General features: G+C 70.1%; 22 protein-coding genes. 14 read left to right on the forward strand and 8 right to left on the reverse strand.

What is annotated here, in order from left to right:
- The first annotated feature begins 123 nt into the window (after nucleotides 1–123).
- The 7 genes from Ate02nite_RS02155 to Ate02nite_RS02185 all read left to right on the forward strand — a co-directional run bounded on the left by Ate02nite_RS02155 (nucleotide 124) and on the right by Ate02nite_RS02185 (nucleotide 8546).
- Nucleotides 124–1125, forward strand: coding sequence for a LacI family DNA-binding transcriptional regulator (locus Ate02nite_RS02155; RefSeq protein WP_203798055.1), 1002 nt, complete (start codon nucleotides 124–126; stop codon nucleotides 1123–1125).
- A gap of 129 nt (nucleotides 1126–1254) precedes the next feature.
- Nucleotides 1255–2940 (forward strand): ABC transporter substrate-binding protein, encoded by a 1686-nt coding sequence (locus tag Ate02nite_RS02160; protein ID WP_203798057.1) that lies wholly within the window; start codon nucleotides 1255–1257, stop codon nucleotides 2938–2940.
- Nucleotides 2941–3007: 67 nt separating this feature from the next.
- Nucleotides 3008–4051 (forward strand): ABC transporter ATP-binding protein, encoded by a 1044-nt coding sequence (locus Ate02nite_RS02165; RefSeq protein ID WP_203798059.1) that lies wholly within the window; start codon nucleotides 3008–3010, stop codon nucleotides 4049–4051.
- Complete coding sequence (locus Ate02nite_RS02170; RefSeq protein ID WP_203798061.1) at nucleotides 4048–5028, forward strand: ABC transporter permease; 981 nt, start codon at nucleotides 4048–4050, stop codon at nucleotides 5026–5028. Before Ate02nite_RS02165 ends, Ate02nite_RS02170 begins: the two co-directional genes overlap by 4 nt.
- A gap of 5 nt (nucleotides 5029–5033) precedes the next feature.
- Nucleotides 5034–6071: an ABC transporter permease gene (locus Ate02nite_RS02175; protein ID WP_203798063.1), complete on the forward strand. Its 1038-nt coding sequence runs from the start codon at nucleotides 5034–5036 to the stop codon at nucleotides 6069–6071.
- Nucleotides 6071–7078 (forward strand): ABC transporter ATP-binding protein, encoded by a 1008-nt coding sequence (locus tag Ate02nite_RS02180; RefSeq protein WP_203798065.1) that lies wholly within the window; start codon nucleotides 6071–6073, stop codon nucleotides 7076–7078. Before Ate02nite_RS02175 ends, Ate02nite_RS02180 begins: the two co-directional genes overlap by 1 nt.
- Before the next feature lie 64 nt (nucleotides 7079–7142).
- On the forward strand, nucleotides 7143–8546 hold the full coding sequence (locus Ate02nite_RS02185; RefSeq protein ID WP_203798067.1) for a GH1 family beta-glucosidase: 1404 nt from the start codon (nucleotides 7143–7145) through the stop codon (nucleotides 8544–8546).
- Nucleotides 8547–8594: 48 nt separating this feature from the next.
- Here Ate02nite_RS02185 and Ate02nite_RS02190 read toward each other — a convergent pair whose 3' ends face one another.
- Genes Ate02nite_RS02190 through Ate02nite_RS02205 form a run of 4 tightly spaced genes read right to left on the reverse strand, consistent with a single transcriptional unit; the run spans nucleotide 8595 to nucleotide 11979 of the window.
- Complete coding sequence (locus Ate02nite_RS02190; RefSeq protein WP_203798069.1) at nucleotides 8595–9701, reverse strand: alpha/beta hydrolase family protein; 1107 nt, start codon at nucleotides 9699–9701, stop codon at nucleotides 8595–8597.
- Nucleotides 9698–10039, reverse strand: coding sequence for a winged helix-turn-helix domain-containing protein (locus Ate02nite_RS02195; protein WP_203798070.1), 342 nt, complete (start codon nucleotides 10037–10039; stop codon nucleotides 9698–9700). The genes Ate02nite_RS02190 and Ate02nite_RS02195 overlap by 4 nt, the downstream gene beginning before the upstream one ends.
- The gene (locus Ate02nite_RS02200) at nucleotides 10036–10728 is read right to left on the reverse strand and encodes a hypothetical protein (protein WP_203798071.1); all 693 of its coding nucleotides are present in this window, start codon (nucleotides 10726–10728) and stop codon (nucleotides 10036–10038) included. The genes Ate02nite_RS02195 and Ate02nite_RS02200 overlap by 4 nt, the downstream gene beginning before the upstream one ends.
- A 45-nt stretch (nucleotides 10729–10773) precedes the next feature.
- Nucleotides 10774–11979 (reverse strand): ROK family protein, encoded by a 1206-nt coding sequence (locus Ate02nite_RS02205; RefSeq protein WP_239147064.1) that lies wholly within the window; start codon nucleotides 11977–11979, stop codon nucleotides 10774–10776.
- Between the two features lie 105 nt (nucleotides 11980–12084).
- Here Ate02nite_RS02205 and Ate02nite_RS02210 point away from each other — a divergent pair, with 105 nt between their 5' ends.
- From Ate02nite_RS02210 to Ate02nite_RS02220, 3 genes are all read left to right on the forward strand, one after another.
- Complete coding sequence (locus Ate02nite_RS02210) at nucleotides 12085–12894, forward strand: class I SAM-dependent methyltransferase (RefSeq protein ID WP_203798073.1); 810 nt, start codon at nucleotides 12085–12087, stop codon at nucleotides 12892–12894.
- Between the two features lie 103 nt (nucleotides 12895–12997).
- Nucleotides 12998–15541 (forward strand): ATP-binding protein, encoded by a 2544-nt coding sequence (locus Ate02nite_RS02215; RefSeq protein ID WP_203798077.1) that lies wholly within the window; start codon nucleotides 12998–13000, stop codon nucleotides 15539–15541.
- Nucleotides 15542–15595: 54 nt separating this feature from the next.
- Entirely contained in the window at nucleotides 15596–15805 is a 210-nt protein-coding gene (locus tag Ate02nite_RS02220) for a hypothetical protein (RefSeq protein WP_203798079.1), read from the forward strand.
- 51 nt (nucleotides 15806–15856) lie between these two features.
- Here the strand turns inward: Ate02nite_RS02220 and Ate02nite_RS02225 are convergent, their stop codons facing one another.
- Nucleotides 15857–16270, reverse strand: a complete 414-nt coding sequence (locus tag Ate02nite_RS02225) for a MarR family winged helix-turn-helix transcriptional regulator (protein ID WP_203798087.1) — start codon at nucleotides 16268–16270, stop codon at nucleotides 15857–15859.
- 56 nt (nucleotides 16271–16326) lie between these two features.
- Here Ate02nite_RS02225 and Ate02nite_RS02230 point away from each other — a divergent pair, with 56 nt between their 5' ends.
- Nucleotides 16327–17007, forward strand: coding sequence for an alpha/beta fold hydrolase (locus Ate02nite_RS02230; protein ID WP_203798096.1), 681 nt, complete (start codon nucleotides 16327–16329; stop codon nucleotides 17005–17007).
- 26 nt (nucleotides 17008–17033) lie between these two features.
- Here Ate02nite_RS02230 and Ate02nite_RS02235 read toward each other — a convergent pair whose 3' ends face one another.
- Both Ate02nite_RS02235 and Ate02nite_RS02240 read right to left on the reverse strand, forming a co-directional pair.
- Complete coding sequence (locus tag Ate02nite_RS02235) at nucleotides 17034–17471, reverse strand: hypothetical protein (protein WP_203798097.1); 438 nt, start codon at nucleotides 17469–17471, stop codon at nucleotides 17034–17036.
- 256 nt (nucleotides 17472–17727) lie between these two features.
- A complete protein-coding gene (locus tag Ate02nite_RS02240) occupies nucleotides 17728–18231 on the reverse strand; it encodes a hypothetical protein (protein WP_203798099.1) in 504 nt (167 codons plus the stop codon).
- Nucleotides 18232–18363: 132 nt separating this feature from the next.
- On the opposite strand from Ate02nite_RS02240, the gene Ate02nite_RS02245 reads away from it, so the two are divergent.
- The 3 genes from Ate02nite_RS02245 (at nucleotide 18364) to Ate02nite_RS02255 (ending at nucleotide 20514) form a co-directional block, all read left to right on the forward strand.
- Nucleotides 18364–19437 (forward strand): sensor histidine kinase, encoded by a 1074-nt coding sequence (locus Ate02nite_RS02245; RefSeq protein WP_203798100.1) that lies wholly within the window; start codon nucleotides 18364–18366, stop codon nucleotides 19435–19437.
- Nucleotides 19434–20084, forward strand: a complete 651-nt coding sequence (locus tag Ate02nite_RS02250; RefSeq protein WP_203798102.1) for a response regulator transcription factor — start codon at nucleotides 19434–19436, stop codon at nucleotides 20082–20084. The genes Ate02nite_RS02245 and Ate02nite_RS02250 overlap by 4 nt, the downstream gene beginning before the upstream one ends.
- Before the next feature lie 79 nt (nucleotides 20085–20163).
- Nucleotides 20164–20514 (forward strand): response regulator, encoded by a 351-nt coding sequence (locus tag Ate02nite_RS02255; RefSeq protein WP_203798103.1) that lies wholly within the window; start codon nucleotides 20164–20166, stop codon nucleotides 20512–20514.
- Nucleotides 20515–21009: 495 nt separating this feature from the next.
- On the opposite strand, the gene Ate02nite_RS02260 is transcribed toward Ate02nite_RS02255, so the two are convergent.
- Nucleotides 21010–23532: a DNA gyrase/topoisomerase IV subunit A gene (locus tag Ate02nite_RS02260; RefSeq protein WP_203798105.1), complete on the reverse strand. Its 2523-nt coding sequence runs from the start codon at nucleotides 23530–23532 to the stop codon at nucleotides 21010–21012.
- Nucleotides 23533–23547: the final 15 nt, after the last annotated feature.

Below are 23547 nucleotides of genomic sequence, written 5' to 3' on the forward strand. Positions count from 1 at the left end.
TTGACGTGACGGGGACCACTGTCGTTAACTGCCGGAACCGGTCCCGAAACCGGTTCCGCAATACCCCGGCAACACGATCCGCCTCCGGCGGAGACAATCGGGGGCATGGACACAGGAGGACCAGTGCCGATCACCATCGCCGACGTGGCGGCCCGGGCGAAGGTCAGCAAGACGACCGTGTCCCGGGTGCTGAACGGCAAGGGTGAGCTGGACGAGTCGACCGCCGCCCGGGTCCGGGCCGTGATCGACGAGCTCGGTTACGTGCCCAGTTCCCGAGCCGTGGGCCTGGCCCGCGGCCGCACCCGGGTGGTGGGCATGCTCGTGCCGTCGCTGACCTGGCCGTGGATCGGCGAGGTCATCCAGGGCGCGGTCGACGTCCTGGAAACCGAGCGGTACGGCCTGCTGCTGTTCACCTGCAACCGCGGCGAGGAGTCGATGCGCCAGTTCGGCGCCCAGGTGTCCGCCAAGTCCTTCGACGGTCTCCTGGTCATCGAACCCGAGGGCACCCTCGACTACATCGCCAACCTGCACCGCCGCGGCCTGCCGGTGGTGCTCATCGACGACCGCGACCAGACCTCGGGTGAGATCCCGAGCGTCGGCACCACCAATCACGACGGGGCCGGCTCGGCGGCCCGCCACCTGTTGGGGATCGGCCGGCGCAGCCCGCTGGTGATCACCGGTCCGGAGCGCTTCGGCTGCACCAGCCAGCGCACCGACGGTTTCGCCGCGGTCTACGCCGACGCGGGCCATCCGATCCCGGCCGAGCGCACCTCGCTCGGCGACTTCACTGTGGACTGCGGCATCGCTGCCGTGCAGACGGCACTGGCGAACAACATCACGTTCGACGCGGTCTTCGCGCACAACGACCTGTCCGCGCTCGGCGCGATGCAGGCTCTTCAGGACACCGGCCGCCGCGTCCCGCAGGACGTGGCGGTCGTCGGCTTCGACGACATCCCCACGGCGGCACACACCCAGCCGCCGCTGAGCACCGTGCATCAACCGCTGCGCGAGATGGGCGAGGCCGCGGCTCGTACGCTGCTCGCCCACTTCGAGGGCACACCCCTGCCCAACCGTCCGACCGTCATCCCGGCGAGCTTCGTCACACGAGGCTCAACCATCGAATAACAAACGGTAAGCACCCCCGACCGCCGCCAGCTGGACGGTCGGTTACCGAAACGCGCCCTCACCACGGAGCCGGCAGGCCCCGCGATGGCGTGCACCCCTCTTCACCCAAAACACCTCTCAGGAGCACCGATGCAGAGAAGGACTCTGTTCGCAGCCGTCCTGGCGGGCACGCTCGCCACGGGCGGTATCGCCGCGTGCAGCGACTCGCCCAACGCCAACAACGCGAACGCCAACAAGGCCGGCGTGGACTACCTGCGAATCGGCATGCCGAACGGCACGCAGACCGAGAACCACAACCCCTTCGCGGGTACGTCCTCGGCCAACGCGCTCGGCTACAAGTGGATGATCTACGAGCCGCTGACCCAGTGGAACCCGGTCAAGCCGGCCGACCCGGCCAAGCCGTGGCTGGCCAAGGAGGTCAAGTGGGCCGCTGACTACAAGTCGGCGGACATCACCGTGCGCGACAACGCCACCTGGTCGGACGGGCAGAAGCTCACCGCCGACGACGTGGCCTACACGTTCACGCTGCTCAAGACCAAGCCGGCGCTGAACGCCAACGCGATCCCGTTCGGTGACATCACGGTCAACGGCGCCGTCGTGCACGTGACGTTCACGTCGCCGCAGTTCGTCAACCAGAACAAGATCATGGCGAGCACCCCGATCGTGCCGAAGCACGTCTGGGAGAAGATCGCCGACCCGACGACCGACATCAACAAGAACCCGATCGGTTCCGGCCCGTACACGCTGAAGTCCTTCACCCAGGCCGGCGTCGTGCTGAGCGTGCGCACCGAGGGTTACTGGCAGGACCTGCCGAAGGTCAAGGAGCTGCGCTACACGTCCTACGCGGACAACAGCGCGCAGACCACGGCGCTGGCCAACGGCGAGTCCGAGTGGAGCTTCGTCTTCATCCCGAACTACCAGGCCACCTTCATCTCCAAGGACCCGGCCAACCACAAGGTCTGGGCGCCGGGCGTGCTGGGCATCCACGCGCTGTACCTCAACACCACGGTCAAGCCGTTCGACGACCCGAAGCTGCGCCAGGCGATGAACATGGTCGTCAACCGGGCGGACATCTTCAACCAGGCCGAGGCCGGTTACTTCCACCCGCAGATCAACAGCGTGACCGGCCTGCCCGACGGCGCCGGCGACGCGTTCATCGCGCCGGAGTACAAGGACAAGAAGTTCACCGTCGACGTGGCCGGCGCCAAGGCGCTGCTGCAGAGCGCGGGCTACAAGCTGAACGGCACCACGCTGACCGACCCGGCCGGCAAGCCGGTCAAGATCAAGCTCAGCGACCCGGCGCCGTGGTCGGACTACCAGACCACGCTGGAGATCCTCAAGACCAACTTCGCCGAGATCGGCATCCAGGCCACGGTGGAGAAGCCCAACCAGGACGTCTGGGACGCCAGCGTGCAGAAGGGCGACTTCGAGGCCTCGATGCGGTGGACGAACGGCGGCGCCACGCCGTACGACATCTACCAGACCATCATGGACGGTGACCTGCTCAAGCCGCTCGGCACCGCCGCGCAGCAGGGCAACTTCGGCCGCTTCAAGAGCCCCGAGGCGACCGCCGCGCTCAAGGCGTACGCCAACGCCACCAGCGACGACGCCCGCACCACCGCGATGAACCTGATCCAGAAGATCTTCGTGGAGCAGGCCCCGGCGCTGCCGGTCGGCTCCGACAACGTGGGTGGCGACTACAGCACCAAGAACTGGACCGGCTGGCCGTCCGACGCCGACCCGTACGCGGGCATGCAGCCCACGCAGCCGTACGCGCTCGACATCGTGCTGCACCTCAAGCCCGCCAACTCCTGATCGTCGCCCGCCGCTCCCCGCCCGTTGCGGGCGGGGAGCGGCATCACCCCCGCAAAGGAATCCCGGCATGACGTCTATCCAGGACGCCAAGGCCCCGGCCGGCGAGGTGGTGCTTGAGGCGATCGGCCTGACCAAGCACTTCCCCGTCCGCCGGCGACTGCGCGATCTCTTCAGCAAAGAGCACGACGCGGTGCACGCCGTCGACGACGTGCACCTGACCCTGCGGCGCGGCCAGGTGGTCGCGCTGGTCGGCGAGTCCGGCTCCGGCAAGTCCACGGTGGCCCGCCTGCTCGCCCAGCTCTACCCGCGCACCGGCGGGGACATCCAGCTGCACGGCACGAGCACGACGGTCAAGGGCGGCGGCAACTTCCGGCGGTACGCGGCCCAGGTCCAGATGATCTTCCAGGACCCGTTCGCCTCGCTGAACCCGGTGCACACCATCCGGTACCACCTCACCCGGGCGCTGAGGATCCACCACAACGCCGGGGACGACCTGGACACCGCCCTGGCCGAGCTGCTCACCCGGGTCAGCCTCACCCCGCCCGAGCGGTACCTCGACAAGTTCCCGCACGAGCTCTCCGGCGGCCAGCGCCAGCGGGTGGCGATCGCCCGCGCGCTCGGCGCCAACCCGGAGGCCCTGCTGGCCGACGAGCCGGTGTCCATGCTGGACGTCTCGATCCGGCTCGGCGTGCTCAACCTGTTGCGGGACCTCAAGGAACGACTCAACCTGGCGATCCTGTACATCACCCACGACATCGCGTCGGCTCGGTACTTCGCCGACGAGACCCTGGTGATGTACGCGGGCCGGATGGTCGAGGGCGGCGACAGCGAGACCGTCACGCAGACGCCGGCCCACCCGTACACCCGGCTGTTGATCGATTCTGCCCCGGACCCGGACCGGTTGACCGGCGACCTCAATCCGCTCGACGAGGACCGCGGCAACGGCGAACCGCCCAGCCTGATCCGCCCGCCGTCCGGCTGCCGGTTCCACCCGCGCTGCCCGGCCGCGATGGCCCGATGCAGCACCGATCTGCCGGTCCGGCTGGAGATCGGCGACGCGCCCGGCCACTGGGCCGCGTGCTGGCTGTACGACAAGGCGGGTGCCCAGTGAAGTACTTCCTGCAGCGGATCGGGTTCTACGTGTTCACCGCGTGGGCCGCGATCACCCTGAACTTCTTCATCCCCCGGATGGTGCCGGGCGACCCGGTGCAGTCGCTGATCGCCAAGTACAAGGGCCAGCTCAGCACCGACGCGATGCAGTCGCTCTACATCCTGTTCGGGCTGGACAAGCACAAGAGCATGTGGGCCGAGTACGTCGACTACTGGAAGCAGATCTTCCACGGCGACCTGGGCCTGTCCTTCACCTTCTTCCCGGCCCCGGTCTCCCAGGTCATCTCGCAGGCGCTGCCCTGGACCCTGCTGCTGGTCGGCGTCACCACGATCATCAGCTTCTTCCTCGGCACCAGCCTCGGCGTGCTGGCCGGCTGGCGGCGCGGCTCGTGGACCGACGGCCTGCTGCCGGTCACCACGTTCTTCTCCTCGGTGCCGTACTTCTGGCTCGGCATCATCGCGATCTACCTGCTGGCCGGCCCGGACAGCTTCTTCCCGTCGTCCGGCGGCTTCGACTCGGGCCTGGTGCCGGCCTGGGACCAGTACTTCATCCCGAGCGCGATCCAGCACAGCCTGCTGCCCGCGCTGACCATCCTGATCTCGTCGGTGAGCGGCTGGATCCTCAGCATGCGCAACATGATGGTGACCGTGGCCAGCGAGGACTACATCACCGTCGCGCATGCCAAGGGCCTGTCCGAGCGGCGGGTGGCGCTGAGCTACGCGGCCCGCAACGCGCTGCTGCCCAACGTCTCCGGCTTCGCGCTGTCGCTCGGCTTCATCGTCGGCGGCACCCTGCTGGTGGAGATCGTCTTCTCCTACCCCGGTCTCGGCTTCACGCTGCTGCAGGCGCTCGGCGCCCGGGACTACCCGCTGATGCAGGGCATCTTCCTGATCATCACGATCGCGGTTCTGGTGGCGAACCTGCTGGCCGACATCGCCTACCTGCTCCTCGACCCGCGCACCCGCAAGGACGGCTGAGAGCGATGACGATCCCCACCTCCAGCATCGAGCAGGTCATTCCCGGCCAGGGCGCGATGGCCCAGCCTTCGGCCGAACCGGCAAAGACGGCAAAGGCCAAAAGGCAGAGATTCCTGTTCGTACGCAACGGGAAGGCGGCCACCGGTCTCATCGTGTTCGGCCTCTACGTGCTGTTCGCGATCATCGGACCGTGGATCGCCCCGTACGACCCGAGCGGCCGCAGCAACGACCTGGTCCAGGGCCCGTCGGCGGCGCACTGGTTCGGCACCACCCACCTCGGCCAGGATATCTTCAGCCAGATCCTGGTCGGCACCCGCAGCGTGATGTACGTCGGCTTCCTGGCCGGCCTGATCGCCACCACGCTCAGTGTGCTGATCGGGGTCACCGCCGGTTACCTCGGCGGCAAGACCGACGACAGCCTGTCCGCACTGACCAACGTGATCCTGGTGATCCCGGCCATCCCGCTGATGATCATCATCACCTCGGTGCTGAACAACGCCAGCGACACCCTGATCGCCGTGGTCATCGGCCTCACCTCGTGGTCCTGGAACGCCCGGGTGCTGCGCGCGCAGACCCTCTCGCTGCGCCGGCGCGACTTCGTCGAGGCGTCCCGAGCCAGCGGCGAGACGACCTGGCGGATCATCGTGTTCGAGCTGATGCCCAACCTGACCGCGGTGATCGCCTCCGGTCTGGTCGGCACGGTCATCTACGCGGTGCTGTCCGAGATCACCCTGGCGTTCATCGGCATCACCTCCAACGACGGCTGGAACTGGGGAACCATCCTGTTCTGGGCGCAGGGCCAGCAGGCCCTCGGGCAGCACGCCTGGTGGTGGTTCGTGCCGGCCGGCTTGGCCATCGCGTGCCTCGGCACCGCCCTGTCGCTGATCAACTTCGGCATCGACGAGTTCGTCAGCCCGCGGCTGCGCAGCGCCGGAAAGACCAAGCTGAAGACCGCCTCCGGCCACACCGTACGGATGCGGATCGGCTTCACCCCGGTGCTGGAGAACTCGGCCGCCACCCCCGTGATGCGAGAGGCCAAGTGATGGCAGAACCGGTTCTCGAGATCCGCAACCTCAACGTCGACTACGGCCTCGGCGACCGGGCCGTGCACGCCGTCCGGGACGTCAGCCTGACCCTGCACAAGGGTGAGGTGCTCGGCCTGGCCGGGGAGAGCGGTTCCGGCAAGTCGACCCTGGCCTACGGCCTGACCCGGCTGCTCGCCCCGCCCGGCGTGATCACCGGCGGCCAGGTCATCTACCACCCGGCTCTCGGCGACCCCTATGACGTGCTCGCGTTGTCGGACAACGGCCTGCGGGCGTGGCGCTGGGCCGAGACGGCGATCGTGTTCCAGGGCGCGATGAACTCGCTCAACCCGGTGCACAAGATCTCCACCCAGCTGATGGACGTGCTCAAGGCGCACGAGCCGTCGATGAGCGCGCACTCCCGGGCCGCCCGCGCCCGGGAGATGCTCAAGCTGGTCGGCATCTCGGCCGACCGGATGGACGCGTACCCGCATCAGCTCTCCGGCGGCATGCGGCAGCGCGTGATGATCGGCATGGCGCTGATCCTGCAGCCGCAGGTGGTCATCATGGACGAGCCGACCACCGCCCTGGACGTGGTGATGCAGCGGCAGATCCTCGGCCAGCTGATCGAACTGCGGGAACGGCTCGGCTTCTCGGTCATCTTCATCACCCATGACCTGTCGCTGCTTGTCGAGTTCTCGAACCGGATCGCCATCATGTACGGCGGCCGGATCGTCGAGGAGGCACCCGCCAACACCATTTATCGGGACGCTCTCCACCCGTACAGCAAAGGTCTGTTGAGCTCTTTCCCGGCCCTGCGCGGTCCCCGGCGGGAGCTCGCCGGCATCCCCGGCTCCCCGCCAGATCTTGCGGGTATGCCCGCGGGTTGTTCCTTCCATCCCCGTTGCCCGAAGGCTTTCGAGCCCTGCGACAGCGCCATCCCGGTGCTCGGCCGCCCGGACACTCCGGATGGAGCCAGCCGTTCCGTCGCGTGCTGGCTGCATCCGGCCGAGCAGCCCGTCGGATGACGCAGGGGGCCGGTCCTGATCTCCCGAGGACCGGCCCCCTTTCCCCATCCCCACTTGGAGAGACATGAATCCCACCACCGCACCGAGCATCGTCATCCCCCCGGTCACCGGGCTGCCTGCCGACTTTCGCTGGGGTGTCGCCACCTCTGCGTATCAGATCGAGGGCGCCGCGGCCGAGGACGGCCGAACACCGTCCATCTGGGACACGTTCTGCCGGAAACCGGGCGCCGTGCACAACGCGGAACACGGCGACGTGGCGTGCGACCACTACCACCGGATGCCCGCCGACGTGGCGCTGATCAAGAGCCTGGGCGTGGACTCGTACCGGTTCTCGGTGTCCTGGCCCCGGGTGCAGCCCGGTGGGCGCGGCCCGGTCAACCCGGCCGGCCTGGCCTTCTACGACCGGCTGGTGGACGAGCTGCTGGCGGCCGGCATCGACCCGTGGGTGACGCTGTACCACTGGGACCTGCCGCAGGAGCTCGAGGACGCCGGCGGCTGGCCGCTGCGGGACACCGCCTACCGGTTCGCCGATTACGCGTCCCTGGTCTTCGACAAGCTGCAGGACCGGGTCGACACGTTCACCACGCTGAACGAGCCGTGGTGCTCGGCCTGGCTCGGCTACCACGTGGGGGTGCACGCGCCCGGGCGCAGCAACTTCGACGACTCGCTGTTCGCGGTGCACCACCTGCTGCTCGGGCACGGCCTGGCGACCCAGCGGATGCGCGCTGCTTCATCCTCCGGTGCGCACACCTTCGGCATCACCCTCAACATGGGCACGGCCGACCCGCTCACGGACACGGTTACCGACCGCGAAGCTGCTCGCCGGGCCGATGGCATGGGGCTGCGGATCTACCTGGACCCGCTGCGGTACGGCCGCTATCCCGCGGACATCGTCGACGAGCTGGCCTCGCGCGGGTCGGCCTTTCCCGTCCGGGACGGGGATTTGGAGATCATCTCGACGCCGTTCGAGGTGCTCGGGGTGAACTTCTACTTCGGACAGGACTTCGCCGGGACCGACCTGGACGGGAACACGCACGACGCGCTCGGTGAGCCGGTGGTGCGGGCGGTGCTGCCGGACACTCCGCGGACGGCGATGGACTGGCCGATCACCCCGGAGCGCTTCACCCAGCTGCTGGTCCGGCTGCACAAGGACTACCCGGGCCTGCCCATGGTGATCACCGAAAACGGCGCCGCGTTTGCCGACGAGCCGGATTCCTCGGGATATGTCGCCGATGACAACCGGACTGCGTATCTGGCCTCACATATCGGGGCGGTCGCCGACGCGCGGGCTCAAGGGGCCGACGTGCGTGGCTATTTCGCGTGGTCCCTGATGGACAACTTCGAGTGGGCCGAGGGGTACGCGAAGCGGTTCGGCATCGTGCACGTCGACTACGCCTCCCAGGAACGCACGCCCAAGCAGAGTGCCCTCTGGTTCCGCGACACGATCGGCCGTGTGCGCGGTTCTTAAGCCCCCGGATGCGGTCGTGAGTCCTTCGTTCGCGGCCGCATCCGGGCCTCAAAATTGTATTTCCGGGAAAGCCGGGCTCGGGCCTTCCAGCAGGCGCTGCCGCTGCCCGCGCAGGTGCAGGTCGAAGAAGGCCAGCGGGTACGCCTGCTGGATGCGCACCGCCCGGCCCGGGTCGAGGGTGCCGATCCAGCCGGCCAGGTCTTCGTCGCTCATCCCGGTGATCGCCGCCAGTTGCGGGATCAGCCACTGGTGGTCGCAGTACGCCCCGTGCAGCCCGCCCTCGGCGTGCACCTCGAGCCGCCATCGACGCAGGTGCGGCCAGGCCTCGGCGACCCCGGAGTCCTCGGCGGTCCGGGTGAACTCCGCGGTCATCAGCATGAACGGCCGGTACAGGTCGGCGATCGGCGGCTGGGACTGCATCGGGCCGTCCAGGCTGAGCCCGGCCCGCACCCGCCGGTCGGCGTTCATCATCAGGGCGGCCGCGGTCGCGCCCTTGGACCAGCCGAACATCCCGATCCGGCCCATATCGAGCGCGGCCGCCAGCCCGGCCGGCAGCGGGCGGCGCTCGGCGTCGGGGTTACGGCCGGCCGCCAGTTCCTCGAGGCGGTCGAGCACGAACCGGACGTCCTCCGCGTGCGTCCAGGGCGTGGTCGACACGTCGTCGTCGGGCACGACGAGCCGCCCGTCGGGGAACTCGCCGTACGAGTCGTGCGGATGGTCCACGGTGACCACCACGTAGCCGTGGCTGACGAGTTCCTGCACCACGATGGTGGTCTCCGAGCGGTGCCCGCCGGAACCGTGCGAGAACACCACCACCGGTCGGCGGCCGCCCGGCAGCACCGGAGCTCCCTGGTGACCGGCGGTGCGGGGCCCGGCGACGTCGGCGTCCAGCCCGGCCGAGGCCAGCAGCGCCCGCAGCGGCGCGGCCTCCAGCCACGGCGCGAGCGGGTGCCGGCCGGTGTCCCGCGCCGGGTACCAGACGTTGACCATCAGTTCGCGGTCGCCGACCAGGTGCAGCGCCACCGTGCCGAGCCGGAACGGCCCGGTCGGGGCGGGCAGGGTGAGCCGGGCCGGGGGCGTCCCGGCGCCGACGAGCGGCACGGCGACCCCGGCCGCCAGGGCAGCGGTGAGCAGTTGCCGGCGAGTAGTCATCATTCCCCCATCTCGACACGTGCGATGAGCTGTTTGAGGCGGCCGATCTCGTCGGCCAGCGCGGTGTGGCCGGCCGGGGTGAGGGTGATCCAGGTGCGGCCACGCTTCCCCTCGTAGCCCTTCTCCACCCCGACCAGCCCGGCCTCCTCCAGCACGCTGAGGTGCTTGGAGAGGTTGCCGGCGGTGAGCTCCAGCTGGGTGCGCAGATAGCCGAACTCGACCCGGCGCGCCTCGTGCGTGACGGTGAGGATCCCCAGCCGCACCCGCTGGTGCACCACCTCGTCCAGCCCGTTGACCGGGTGCGCGGCGTCCGGGCCCTCGGTGCCGGTCACGGCCGTCACCGCGGTCGCCGGGCGGCTCGCCGGAAGCCGAACGCCCCCAGCAACAGCACGACGCCGACGATGAGCTGCGGCAGGGCCATGCCCAGCCGGATGCCGAAGTGCGGCGAGCCGAAACCGTCGCCCATCGGCAGCACCAGCAACACCAGAGCCAGGTAGCCGGCGGCGAAGGCCAGCAGCGCGGGGTTGCGTTCCAGCCAGGCCAGCACCAGCAGCGAGATCCCGATCATGCCCCACGGCATGACCAGGCGGTCCAGCACGAACCACCAGTACGGCAGCGGCCCTTCCGGGTACGGATGGTCGGAGAAGTAGGCGTCGAGCGCCACCCACGCGGCCGGGAACGCCAGGCTCGTCACGGCGCCGGTGATCGCGTACGGCAGGACTCGGGTGCCCAGGCCCCGGGCCCGGGCGGCGCGCACGTAGAGGACGGCGATCGCCGCGTAGGCCAGGAAGGACGCGGCCGGCCAGTACCAGAGCATGCCGTTACGGGCGAACTGGCAGCCCCCGTCCGGCAGGCAGTTCACCCACATCCCGAACCAGTCGAACGGGATCGCGACGAGCGTCGCCACGGCCAGCACCAGCAGCGCGGTCCAGGTCATTCGCCGGTCGAGGCGGACCCGGTGGGTGAGGGCGCGCATGTCCGACAGCATCCGGCGGGCATCGCCGGCAGCAGGCATCGATTCAGCGGTCATGCCAATAGGTTTCCACAGCAAACCTATTGGCGCTAGTGGCAGTTTTCAGCGCCGGGATCGCTCCGGTGGGCGGCGCGGGCGCGGCGGCATGGCCATCATCGGCTCCTCCGGCTCGGGCAGGCCGCCCTCGGCGAGAAGCTGCGCGACCGGCAGCGTGGCGGCGCCCATCGCGACCGCGTCGATGCCCAGCGCGCACAGTTCGATGCTGGTGAGCGCATAGGGGCGGCGGAGCGCGTGGCGGGCGGCGGCGTCCCGGATCTCGGCGAGAAAACGCTCTCCGAACACCGAACCCGCTATCCCGCCGAGCACGATGCGCTCGGGGCTGAACAGGTTGATCAGGTCGGCGATGCCGGCGCCCAGGAAACCGGCGGTCTCGGTGAAGACCTCGGTTGCCTCGGCGGACATCGGGTCGGTGGCCAGCAGGCGCGGGAGCAGGTCGGGAGTCAGCTCTTCGCCCGTTGCGGCAGCCAGCCGGCGGGCGATGCCGTCGGCGCCCACATAGGCCTCCAGGCAACCGCGGGCGCCGCAGCGGCAGAGCTCGCCGTTGTAGATCAGCGTGGTGTGGCCCCACTCGCCGGCATTGCTGTTGGCGCCCCGGTAGCCACGGCCGTCCATCACGACGGCGGCGCCCACGCCCGTACCGATCATGATGATGACCGCGTGCCGTGCGCCGCGGCCGGCGCCGAACCACATCTCGGCCTGGCCGAAGGTCTTGGCGCCGTTCTCCACGAAGATCGGCACCTCGGTGGCGGCTCGCAGCATCGCGCCCAGCGGCACCGCGTCCCAGCCGGTGGACTGGGCGTCGACCACGCCGTCCTGGTCGACCACGCCGGGCACGCCCACGCCGAAGCCGAGCACCTGGCTCTCCTCGAGCTTCGCCTCGGCGATCACCGCGCCCAGGCCGGCGATCAGCAGGCCGGCCACCTGTTCCGGGTCGTCGTCGTGTTCGAACTCGGCGGCGGCCAGGCGGTTCATGGCCAGGTCGTACAGCTCCACCAGGATTCTGGTCTCGGCCACGTCGGCGCCGACGATGTAGCGGAAGCCGGGGCGCACCCGCAGCAGCACCCGGGGGCGGCCGCCGTCCGAACCGACCAGGCCGGCCTCCTCGACCAGGCCCTCCTCCAGCATCTCGCCGATCAGGTTGCTGACGCTGGCCTGGCTGAGCGCGGTCGTGCCGGCCAGCTGTTGCCGGGACTGCAGCCCGCCCTGAAACAGATCGGTGAGCAGGCTGGACCGATTGGCCCGGCGCACGTCACGCACCGTCGTACGCCTGCTCTCCAAACCCGCACCCCTCTTCGTGGTCTTGCCCAGGAAACTCTACGGCGCTGGTGGCCGGGTGGCGTCTATCGTGCCCTCGTGACCGACTATCTCGACGTCAATCGGGCCAACTGGGATGAGCGCGCATCCGCACACGCCGCCTCTCCCGGTTATCCCGTGTCCCGCATGGCCGAGGACCCGTCGTACCTGAGCGAGACCGTCCAGTTCGACGTCCCGCTACTAGGCCCCCTAACCGATCAGCGCGGAATCCATCTGCAATGTCACATCGGCACCGACACTTTGTCGCTGGCCCGGCTCGGGGCCTCGATGACCGGGCTGGATTTCTCCGGGAAGTCGCTGGACGAGGCTCGCAAGATCGCCCCGGATATCCGATTTGTTCAGTCGGACGTCTATGACGCGGTGGCCGCGGCCGGCACCGGCTACGACTTCGTCTACACCGGGGTGGGCGCGCTGATCTGGCTGCCCGACATCGCGCGCTGGGCCCGGGTGGTGGCGTCGCTGCTGCGGCCCGGTGGGCGGCTGTTCATCCGCGAGGGTCACCCGATGCTGTGGACGCTGGACGAGGAGGCTCCCGGTTCCGACCTGATCGTCAAATATCCGTACTTCGAGCCGGCAGAGCCGTTGATCTTCAGTTCGGACGGCACCTACGTCGAGACCGACACCGAGTTCAGTCACACCACCACCCACGAGTGGAACCACGGACTGGGCGAGATCGTCAGCGCGGTGCTGGACGCCGGGATGACGCTGACCGGGCTGGTGGAGCATCAGTCGGTGCCGTGGCTCGCCCTGCCCGGCCGGATGCACGAGCTGTCGGGCGGCGAATGGCAACTGACCGACAATCCCGACCGGCTCCCGCACAGCTACACGCTGCAGGCGGTGAAGAAATAGGCCGAATTCGGCGAGTCGCATCGCACGATCGGAAACCCGAGGATCATCAGATCGACGTATGCCCGCCCCAGACCCCGGCGTGCCCTTGACGTTGGTGGCGGGGATGGTGGGGATCGGTATGCCGAACGTGAACATGACGGTGTTGGAACATCCGCAGCGGCTGGCCGCCGCGCGACGGGCGCGACGGTTGCTGCCGGGACTGGCGATGCCGTTGGACGCGATTGCCCGGCTGGCAGCCCGGCTGACCGGTTCGCCGATGGCGATCGTGGCCGTCATGGATGTGCACGAGGAACACTTCGTCGGCTCGTTCGGCCTGCCGGCCGTCCTGAGCGCCGGCGCTCCGATACCGGTGGCGTACTCGGTGTGCAAATACGTCGTGAGTGCCGATCATCCGGTGACGTCCGATGACATGAGCGCCGATCCCGACCTGCGCGACCACGCTCTGGCGGTGGAATTCGGCGCGCGGGCGTTCGCCGGGGTTCCGCTGCGGGACACCGCCGACCGTACCGTCGGCTCGCTTCTGGTCGTTGACGTGGTCCCCCGGGCCTGGACGGGTGCGGACCTCGAGTTGCTGGTGGAGATCTCCGCGCTGCTGGCCGGGTTGCCGGCCGCCGAGGAGTACCCCGGCACCGACCCGGACGTGCTGGCCGGGCTGGACGCGGCCGCGGTCCTCGACGGTGTGCAGGAGGCGTTCGTCGCGGTCGACGCCACCGGCGCGGTGCGGGCCTGGAATCCGGCCGCGCAGGCGCTGCTGGGCTGGTCCGGGGCCGAAGCCCAGGGACGGCAGTTCGACGAGCTGTTGCTGACCGAGGCCTCCGGGCAACGGTTCCGGGACGGTCTACCGGGGCTGATCGCCGCGGCCGGACCGCAGAGCGGCTGGATCGAGCGGGTGCCGATCCGCCACCGCGACGGTCACGAACTGCCGGTCCGGGCGGTGGTGTCGACGCTGCGCGGACGTTCCGGGCCGTTCGTCTGCGTGTTCCTCGCCGACCTGACCGGTCAGTCGCATGCCGAACGCGACGCCGGCCACCAGCGCGGTTTCCTGACCGCCCTGCTGGACAGTCTCGCCGCACCGGTCGCCGCGATGGACGTCGACGGCCGGCTCCAGGTGGCGAACCGGGCCATGCGGCAGATGCACGGCCTGCCCGACGAGGCGACGGTCGCCGACCTCGTGCGGGCTGCGCCCGCGCACCTGCACCGGACCGACGGCACCCTGCTGCCGGCCCCGCAGACGCCGCTGATGCGTGCGATGGACGGCGAGGTGGTGGCCGATCAGGAGATGCTGGTGATGGTGCCCGGCCGGCCGGTGCGGACCGAACTCGCCAGCGCGCAACCGATCGTCAACCCCGACGGAAGCCCGGCCGGGGCGGTGGTCACCTGCGTCGACATCACCGGCCAGCGCCGGGTCGAACGGTTCCGCGAATGCCAGCTCGCGGTGGCCACCGCCGTGGCCCGCACCGGCAGCGTGGCCGTCTCGGCCACCGACATCACCCGGGCGGTGGCCGAGACGCTGCGCTGGCCGCACGTCGAACTGTGGCTGCATGACGAGCTGACAAACACCATGCACCCGGCCGGACACCACAGCACCCTGGGTGACGACTTCGCCGACTTCGTCGCCCGGCCGATCCAGAAAGGGCGGGGCGTCAGCAGCACCGCGTGGGCCACCGCGAAGCCGCTGTGGGTCACCGACATGGCCGACAGCGCCTACCTCCGCAGCTACGCGGACGACCCGTGGATGCGGCGGTGTGCCCGAGCCGGCCTGCACAGCATGGTGGCCACGCCGATCCCGTCCGGCGGGCACGTCCGCGGGCTGCTGATCTGCTTCGCCGGAGGTGCCGAACACGATCAGACGGCACTGACCGCCCTGCTCACCGCGATCGGCGACCAGCTCGGGCAGTTCATCGCCCAGAAGCGCAGCGCACAGCTCGTCCAGGAGGTGGCCCGGGGCAAGGACGACTTCCTGTCGCTCGTCGGGCACGAGATGCGTACGCCACTGACGGTGATCTCGTCCTATGTCGACATGCTCCTCGCCGAGACCGGCACCGACCACGCCGACCCCGGGGAGGCCCACGCGGCGTACGAGGCGATCGCCCGCGGCACCGGCGCCCTCCGCTCGATCGTCGACGACCTGCTCGACCTGGCCGCCCTCGAATCCGGGCATCTTCAGGTCAGCCCGGGCCTGGCCGACCTCGCCGCGATCGCTCGCCAGTCCCTCCAGCAGATCAAGGAGTCGGCCGACGCGAACGGCGTCACGGTGACCGCCGCTCTCCCCGAGGCACTCGTCACCAGCGGCGACCCGCAACGCCTCCGGCAGGTCCTGGACAATCTGCTGTCCAACGCCGTGAAGTACAGCCCCGACGGTGGCCACGTCACGCTCGCCATGACCCGCGAGGAGCAGGCCGTTTCCATCACAGTCCGGGACACCGGGATCGGCATCCCCCCGGCGGAACGGCCCTACCTGTTCCAACGCTTCTACCGGGCCGCGAACGCCCGGCACACCGCCATCCCCGGCACCGGACTCGGCCTGTGCATCGTGCGCGCCATCGTCGAGGCCCATCACGGCACCGTCACCCTCGACGACACTCCGCGGGCGGGCACCACGATCACCATCCGGCTTCCGTCCACCATCACCGGTGAGCCCGTTTAAAGATCGAAGCGAGTGGGGTATCCCGGGTCATCCCCCTTACCGAGGAGACCCCCGATGCGCACAGGTTCGATCGGCGCCGTAATTCTGATCATCTGGCTGCTCCTGGGCGGCGTAGCCGCCTACGAGCGCGGTTACTTCAAGGACGACGGTGCCACCAGCTGTGCCGAGACGGGCACGGTGCTGGTGACCGTCGTGGCCGGGCCGCTGAACTGGCTCGGCATCAACCCGAAGATCAAGTGTGACGTGCCTGCCCCCAGCAAGTAAGAGCCGGGCGGCGACGCAGGACCCACCACCTCCGTCGCCGCCCTCCCCCACTTACGGTTTCTGGACGAGCTTCTGCAGCAACCGGTCGAAGGTCGCCAGTTCGGCCGGGCTCAACGCCGCGAACGACTCGGTCAGCATCCCCTCGAGCACCGTCTGTGCCTCGGCCCTCAGCTGATCCCCACGCTCGGTGACCTGGTGACGCACCGCCCGCCCGGGTCCGGCGATCCGCTCGATGAGGCCCCGCTCGACCATCCGGTTGGCCAGCGTGCCGAACCCCTGGTCGCTCTGGAAGGTCAGCTGGGCCAGGTCGTGCAGCGAGGCGCCGGGATTTTCCGCGATGTGCCGCAACGCATCCCACTGCACGAGCGAGATGCCGAGGCCGGCCAGGGCGGCGTCGCTCGCCCGGTGATGGCGATGCTGCAGCCGCTTGACCGCGAGTCCGATCTGAGTGATGGGCCTGACCATGCCGCCAACCCTATCTCAGCTTGTTTATATCAACATGTTGAGTTAGCGTCGTCGGCATGACCTACCTCCTGCTGCACGGCGGCGCCGGCCCGGCCTCGGTGGCCGCCTTCGCCGGCCGACTGCCCGACGTGCTCGCCCCGACCCACCCCGGCTTCGACGGCACCCCGCGCCCGGCCGGCCTGACCACGATCCGCGACGTCGCCGAGCATTACGCAGCGCAACTCGACGAGCTCGACCTCGACGACGTCACCGTGGTGGGCAACTCGATCGGCGGCTGGATCGCCGCCGAGCTGGCACTGCTGCGCCCGCGCCGGGTGTCCCGCCTGGTCCTGGTCGACGCGGTGGGCATCGAGGTCCCGGGCCACCCGGTCGCGGATTTCTTCAGCCTCTCGATGCCCGAGATCGCCCAATTGAGCTACGCCGACCCGTCCCGCTTCACCCCACCACCACCACCACCAAACCCGGAAAACCGCAAAACCCTTCAGGTGTACGCCGGGGAGCAGTCCTTCGTCGACCCGTCCCTGCACGCCCGACTGGCCGGGATCACGCAACCGACCCTGGTGGTCTGGGGTGAGTCCGACGGGATAGCCGACCTGGACTACGGCCGAGCCTTCGCCGCCGCGATCCCCGGCGCCGAGTTCCGGGCCCTCCCCCACACCGGCCACCTGCCGCAGATCGAGTCACCGGACCTGCTGCTGGCGGCGATCCAGGAATTCACGGCCCGCTCCACGGTGTGAGCGCCTCCCGACCCGGCGCCAACGCCTCACGACCTGGTGTTCAGGAAGCCGAGCACGACCGCTGTCCACCAGGCCAGCTGGGAGATCGCGGTGGCGGCGACCGCCCGGACGACCAGCCGGACCGGCAGATCGGGCCGGCCGGACAATTCCGGCAGGAGCCGGGCGGCGTACACCCCGTTGATCCCGACGACCAGCACGGCAACGGCCTTGGGCACGGCCGGCGGGCCGAGGAACAGTCCGGTGGTGAGCAGCCCGGCGAAGCCCAGCCAGGTCGGCACGTGCGCGCCCCGGGCGGTACGCAACACGTCGGCCAGCGGCCGGCGACCGGTCAGCCACAACAGCCCGAACCAGTCGACAAGCAGCACCGCCCCGAACCCGACCACCACCGACACCAGGTGCCCGAACAGCGCGATCCCGTGCACCAGCTCGGACGGCGCCGAGCGGGGCGCGGCCAGCATCACCACGATCCAGCACAGGACGACGACCGCACCTCGCCACGCAGGTGCGACGGGACGCCGGTGCCGTCCGGCTTCGCTGACCACGCATAGGGAGACGGACCAACGGTCGCCGGAAAACACAAACCGCTAGTCGATCTTCACTGCGATCCGGCGACGACCGCCGGCTGCCCTCCACGACGCGCGGCCACCCTCCAGGAAGATGACCCGGTCGGCGTGGCGGACGCTCCCGTTCGCCCGCCGGACATCGCTCCGCCGGGACAACTCATGGCCCCGGACCAGGTGAGGAGCGTCGCACAAGACGGCCCCATGGCTTGTAGACGGACAGCACGGTGGCCAGGGTCAGTGCGGTGAGCGAGACGATCGGCGGCATGAACAGGCTGGTAGCGCCGATGCTTGCCGGCATTCCGGCGGCGACCGCCTCGCCGTAGGTGGTCACCACCGGCATCGACGGCCGCAACGCGAGCAGGATCAGGGTGCACAGGCCGACGTTGAGGACGATCTTGACGACCACCCAGCGGTAGCGGAACAGCCGCCACTTCGTGCCGAGACCGAGCACCACCCCGGTGACCAGGCAGATCAGCCCGGACGTCAGCATCGGCCACCACACGAACGTGCCGAGCGCCTGGTAGGCCAGCCCGCGCCGGCTCGCGCTGTCACCCAGCATGCCGGCCGCGACCAGCACCGCCACCAGGACGTCGATGCCGATCCAGGCACTCGCCGACATGATGTGCAGCACCAGCCAGAGCCGTCGGGTCTTCACTTTCATGGCCTCAGCCTGGCGCCCGGGCGGCCGCGGATCGTCGGCCCGCGAGCGGCTTCGGCTCTACGCTCGGCGACGTATGCGGGATACGCCCGAGCGGGGATGCGCCGGGCCGCCCGGATGCGGGACCGTGTCGGCATGCGTCCTCGGGAGGCGGCGGTGCCCGCCGCGCTGATCATCGTGGGTCTGGCCACGCTGCCGCTGATCAACCATGCCTCCACGGTGGACCGGCCGGTCGACGGTCTGGCCGCCGTGCTGGTCGTCGCGACCGGCTCGGCGCCGGCGTTGCGCCGCCGATGGCCGGCGCTCGCGCTGCTCGCAACGGCCGCCGGCGCCTCCGCATACCTGCTCATGAGATATCCGTACGGGCCGATTCTGCTCCCGGTGGCCGTCTGCTCGTACGCCGTAGCGCGCGGCCGCCACCCGCGACGGGCGGCCGTCTGGGCGGCTCCGGCATTGGTCCTGCTGCTCGGGCACGTCCTGGTCGACGGCGGGCCGGGCATCGACGGGCTGATCCCCGGCATTGCCTGGGTGACCGTGCCGTTCACGCTCGGCCTGGCCCGCCGATTGGTGGTCGAGGCGCAGCAGCGGGAGCGGGCCGAGACCGAGCGGCGCATCGTCGACGCCGAGCGGCTGCGCCTGGCCCAGGAGGTGCACGACGTGGTCGGGCACGGCCTCGCGGCGATCCAGATGCAGGCCGACATCGCGCTGCACCTGCGGGAGGCCCGGCCGGCGATGGCCCACGAGGCGCTGGCCGCGATCAGCGCGGCCAGCGCCGAAGCCCTCGACGAACTGCGCGTCACGCTGGCCGCGATCACTCCGAGTGACCGGGCGCCGGCCGCCGGCCTGGCTCGGGTGGCCGACCTCTGCGCCCGGGTCCGCACCGCCGGGGTCGCCGTCGACCTCGACGTGGAGGGCCACCCGCACCCGCTGCCGGCCGCCGCCGACCTGGCCGCCTACCGGGTCGTGCAGGAGGCGCTCACCAACGTCGTGAAGCATTCGCCGCATCCCCGGGCCCGGGTGGCGATCCATCACCGCCCGCGCGGCGTCGACCTGCGGATCACCAACCAGACCTGGGACACCGCCCACGCCGACGGCTTCGGCATCACCGGCATGCGCCGCCGGGTCGAGCACCTGGGCGGCTGTTTCGCGGCCGGCCCCGCGCCCGGCGTGTTCACCGTGACCGCGACCATCCCCCGGGACCTGCCGTGATCACCGTGCTGCTCGCCGACGACCAGGAACTCGTGCGCCTAGGGCTGTGCGCGCTCTTCGACAACGAGGACGGTTTCACGGTCGCCGCCCAGGCCGCCGACGGGCTGGCCGCCGTGGAACAGGCCCGCCGCACCCGCCCCGACGTCGTGCTGATGGACATCCGGATGCCCGGCATCGACGGCCTGGAGGCGACCCGCCGGATCGTCACCGACCCCGACCTGTCCGGCACCCGGGTCATCGTGCTGACCACGTTCGAACGGGACGAGTACGTGTTCGACGCGCTCCGGATGGGCGCCAGCGGCTTCCTGCTGAAGAACACCAAGCCCGCGCTGCTGCTGGAGGCGGTCCGCACGGTCGTCGACGGCGGCGCGCTGCTGGCCCCCTCGGTGACCAAGACCCTGATCCGCGAGTTCACCGGCCTGGCACCCCGGCCGAACAGGCCGCACCCGCACCTGGCCCGGCTCACCGACCGCGAGCGGGAGATCGTCACCCTGGTGGCCCGCGGCCTCAGCAACCACGAGATCGCCGCCCAGTTGGTGGTGAGCCCGGCGACCGCCCGCACCCACGTGAGCCGCTCGATGATCAAGCTGGGCGCGCGGGATCGTGCACAGCTGGTCGTCTTCGCCTACCAGTCCGGCCTCGCCTGACCTCGGGATGGCGTAATCTCCGGGGAGAAGAGACCCTTTCGTGGCGGATCGAGGGATTATGCCCCAACCTACGATTCTCGTGGTTGATGACGATGCCGACATCCTGGAAACCACCGTGTACGCCATGCGCAAGCGTGGCTTCGACGTGTACGGCGCCAGCAGCGGCCCAGCCGCCGTAGAAATTTGCCAGCAGCACCCAGGCGAGATCGACGCCTTGGTGGCCGACCTGTCGCTGCCCGGCGAAAGCACCCGCTTCGCCCAGACCATCGCCGGCTCGTTCCCCAACATCAAAATCGTCTACGCCACCGGAATCCCCCGGCACATAGCGCTGTCCACCGGTTTGGTCCCAGCCGACGCCCCCTACCTGCAAAAACCGGTAGACGCCGACCTACTGGCCAACGTTCTCCGCGGCCAGGTCGCCTCAACCTAGCCGTCCCGGCCGGACCGCGGGAGTGAGGCGAGGCCCAGGCGGTGCCTGGCACCGGCCGCGAGGCGGCCGCCGGCCGGTGCAGCCTTCTCATGATCGGCAGGACAGGCTCAGGTCCTCGTTCCGGCTCGCTCTCGCGTGGTCAGCGAGGGCCGCCCTCGCCGCGGCGGCCCGCCGCGGCAGCCCGGGAACGCTGATCAAGCTCATGGACGAGGCGACCCGGCCCCGCGCAAGGCCGGCCCCGCGCAAATCCGGCGCCGCGCAAGGCCGGCGCCGCGCAAGGCCGGCGCCGCGCAAGGCCGGAGTGTGACGCTACGAGAGACCCGGCGGCGGTCGGGCGTCAACCGCCGGGCCCGCCCGGCGGGGGCGCGCGGAGGGTGCGTCTCGCGCAGAGAAACTGAGTGGCACGGGACCGGTCGATCGGCGTACGGAAAAAGGAAGCGTAAGAAAACAACCCCGCCGCAAGCGACGGGGTTGCCCTGGAGTCCGACGGAAGAATCAGCCTCGTTCGATCAGGTGGCCTACGATTTGTGGGCCCATGATCACCGCTGTGCCTGAGCCGTCGCGGCGGGTGTCGGGGTCGGGGAGTTCGACCGGGTCGCCGGTGCTGCTGGCGCCGACCGGGCGTGGGCCGACCCAGGCCACCGCCAGCCTGGTTTCGCCCTTCAGGAAGCGCTGCACCCGGACGCCGCCGGTGGCGCGGCCCTTGGCCGGATATTGCGCGAAGGGGGTCACCTTCACCTGGGTGCCGGTGGAGGTCACCACCATCGGCTCGCCGTGGGCGGCGTCGGCGGTCACCACGACGTTGAAGGTGAGCACCTCGGACTCGGCGGTCAGGCTGATGCCGGCCATGCCGCCGCCCTTGAGGCCCTGCGGGCGGACCAGTTTGGCCGGGAAGCGCAGCATCGACGCGTCGGAGGTGACGAACGCCAGGGTCTCGTTGCCGTCGGTGAGCCAGGTGGCCTGCAGGACCTCGTCGCCGTCCTTGAGGGTGATCACCTCGAACTCGTCGGAACGGACCGGCCATTCGGGTGCGCACACCTTGACCACGCCGTGCCTCGTGCCCATCGCCAGGCCGGGGCCCTTGTCGTCGGTCAGCGGGGCCAGGCCGACGACCTTCTCGCCCTTTTCCAGCGGGACCAGCTCAGCCGCGGACATGCCGCCGCGCACCGACACCGTGCCGGACTGTTCGGGCAGCACCGGCAGCGGCAGCACGTCGGTCTTGAACGCCCGGCCGCGGTTGGTGATCAGCAGGATGCGGCCGCGGGCGGTCGAGTGGATCACCGCGCGGACCGCGTCGTGCTTGACCCGTCCGGAGCGGCGGCGGGCCTCGGTGGCCTCCTCGCTCTCGGCCGCGGTGCGGGCGATCAGGCCGGTCGCCGACAGGATCACCTGGCACGGGTCGTCGGCGACCTCGAGCGGGCCGGCCGGGACCGACGCCGCGAGGACCTCCTTGAGGTCGCCGTCGATCAGCGTGGTGCGCCGGGGCGCGCCGAACTCAGTGGCCACCTCGGCCAGCTCGTCGGAGACGACCTGCTTGAGGACGTCCTCGTTGTCGAGGATGCGGGACAGCTCGGCGATCTCGGCGCGCAGCCGCTCCTGCTCGGTCTCCAGCTCGATGCGGTCGAAGCGGGTGAGCCGGCGCAGCGGGGTGTCCAGGATGTACGTCGCCTGGATGTCGGAGAGCGAGAACTCGCTCATCAGGGACGCCTTGGCGGCCGACGCGTCGTCGCTGCCCCGGATGATGGCGACCACCCGGTCGATGTCGATCAGGGCGATCAGCAGGCCGTCGACCAGATGCAGGCGGTCCTCGCGCTTGGTGCGGCGGAACAGGGTGCGCCGGGTGACCACGTCGTAGCGGTGGTTGACGAAGACCTCGAGCAGCGGCTTGAGGCCCAGCGTCTGCGGCTGGCCGTCGAGCAGCACCAGGTTGTTGATGCCGAACGAGCTCTCCAACGGGGTCAGCCGGTAGAGGTCGGCCAGCAGGGCCTGCGGGTTGACGCCGACCTTGCACTCGATGACCAGCCGAGTGCCGTGCTCGCGGTCGGTGAGGTCCTTGACGTCGGCGATGCCGGCCAGCCGGGCGGCCTGGCGCTGGCCGCGGCGCGGACCCGAGGTGATCAGCTTGCCCTTCACCTCGTCGGTGATCGCTTCGATGATCTTCTCGGTGCCGATGCCGTAGGGCAGCTCGGTGACCGTGATGGCCTGCCGGCCGCGCCCGCCCTCGAGCAGGCCGGTCTGCGCGCGGGCCCGCATCCGGACCACGCCCCGGCCGGTCTCGTAGGCGCGGCGGACCTCGTCGAGGCCGAGCAGCTGGCCGCCGGTGGGCAGGTCGGGGCCGGGCACGAAGCGCATCAGCTCGTCGAGCGACGCGTCGGGGCTGGTGATCAGGTGCCGGGCGGCCGCCACGACCTCGCCGAGGTTGTGCGGGATCATGTTGGTGGCCATCCCGACCGCGATGCCCGACGTGCCGTTGACCAGCAGGTTGGGGAACGCGGCCGGCAGCACCCGGGGCTCGACGTCGGAGCCGTCGTAGGTGGACTTGAAGTCGACAGTGCCCTCGCCCAGCTCGCCGACCAGCAGCATCGCCTCGCGCGACATCCGGGCTTCGGTATAACGCGCCGCGGCCGGGCCGTCGTCGGGCGAGCCGAAGTTGCCGTGGCCATCGATCAGCGGGGCGTTGAGCGAGAAGTCCTGGGCGAGCCGGACCAGGGCGTCGTAGATCGCGACGTCGCCGTGCGGGTGGTACTTACCCATCACGTCGCCGACCACCCGGGCGGACTTCACGTAGCCCCGGTCGGGGCGGTGGCCCTGCTCGGACATCGACCACAGGATGCGGCGGTGCACCGGCTTGAGGCCGTCCCGCGCGTCCGGCAGGGCGCGCGAGTGGATCACCGAGTACGCGTACTCCAAGTACGAGTCTTCGACCTCGGTGGTCAGAGGGTTGTCGATGACGTGCGCGCCGGCCTGGTCGAAGGCGGACAGGTCGACGCGGTTGTCGGTGTTCTTGCGGCGTGCCATGAAGCAGCGACCTCT

Origin of the sequence: Paractinoplanes tereljensis (assembly GCF_016862435.1) — a bacterium.
Classification (GTDB): domain Bacteria; phylum Actinomycetota; class Actinomycetes; order Mycobacteriales; family Micromonosporaceae; genus Actinoplanes; species Actinoplanes tereljensis.

Bases quoted from the DNA above. Each gene is read 5' to 3' on its own strand.
- Ate02nite_RS02180 (WP_203798065.1), top strand. From the start codon at position 6,071: ATGGCAGAACCGGTTCTCGAGATCCGCAACCTCAACGTCGACTACGGC.
- Ate02nite_RS02220 (WP_203798079.1), top strand. From the start codon at position 15,596: ATGCGCACAGGTTCGATCGGCGCCGTAATTCTGATCATCTGGCTGCTC.
- Ate02nite_RS02260 (WP_203798105.1), bottom strand. From the start codon at position 23,532: ATGGCACGCCGCAAGAACACCGACAACCGCGTCGACCTGTCCGCCTTC.
- Ate02nite_RS02240 (WP_203798099.1), bottom strand. From the start codon at position 18,231: ATGAAAGTGAAGACCCGACGGCTCTGGCTGGTGCTGCACATCATGTCG.
- Ate02nite_RS02215 (WP_203798077.1), top strand. From the start codon at position 12,998: ATGGTGGGGATCGGTATGCCGAACGTGAACATGACGGTGTTGGAACAT.
- Ate02nite_RS02175 (WP_203798063.1), top strand. From the start codon at position 5,034: ATGACGATCCCCACCTCCAGCATCGAGCAGGTCATTCCCGGCCAGGGC.
- Ate02nite_RS02160 (WP_203798057.1), top strand. From the start codon at position 1,255: ATGCAGAGAAGGACTCTGTTCGCAGCCGTCCTGGCGGGCACGCTCGCC.
- Ate02nite_RS02245 (WP_203798100.1), top strand. From the start codon at position 18,364: ATGCGTCCTCGGGAGGCGGCGGTGCCCGCCGCGCTGATCATCGTGGGT.
- Ate02nite_RS02230 (WP_203798096.1), top strand. From the start codon at position 16,327: ATGACCTACCTCCTGCTGCACGGCGGCGCCGGCCCGGCCTCGGTGGCC.
- Ate02nite_RS02225 (WP_203798087.1), bottom strand. From the start codon at position 16,270: ATGGTCAGGCCCATCACTCAGATCGGACTCGCGGTCAAGCGGCTGCAG.
- Ate02nite_RS02200 (WP_203798071.1), bottom strand. From the start codon at position 10,728: ATGACCGCTGAATCGATGCCTGCTGCCGGCGATGCCCGCCGGATGCTG.
- Ate02nite_RS02165 (WP_203798059.1), top strand. From the start codon at position 3,008: ATGACGTCTATCCAGGACGCCAAGGCCCCGGCCGGCGAGGTGGTGCTT.
- Ate02nite_RS02185 (WP_203798067.1), top strand. From the start codon at position 7,143: ATGAATCCCACCACCGCACCGAGCATCGTCATCCCCCCGGTCACCGGG.
- Ate02nite_RS02190 (WP_203798069.1), bottom strand. From the start codon at position 9,701: ATGATGACTACTCGCCGGCAACTGCTCACCGCTGCCCTGGCGGCCGGG.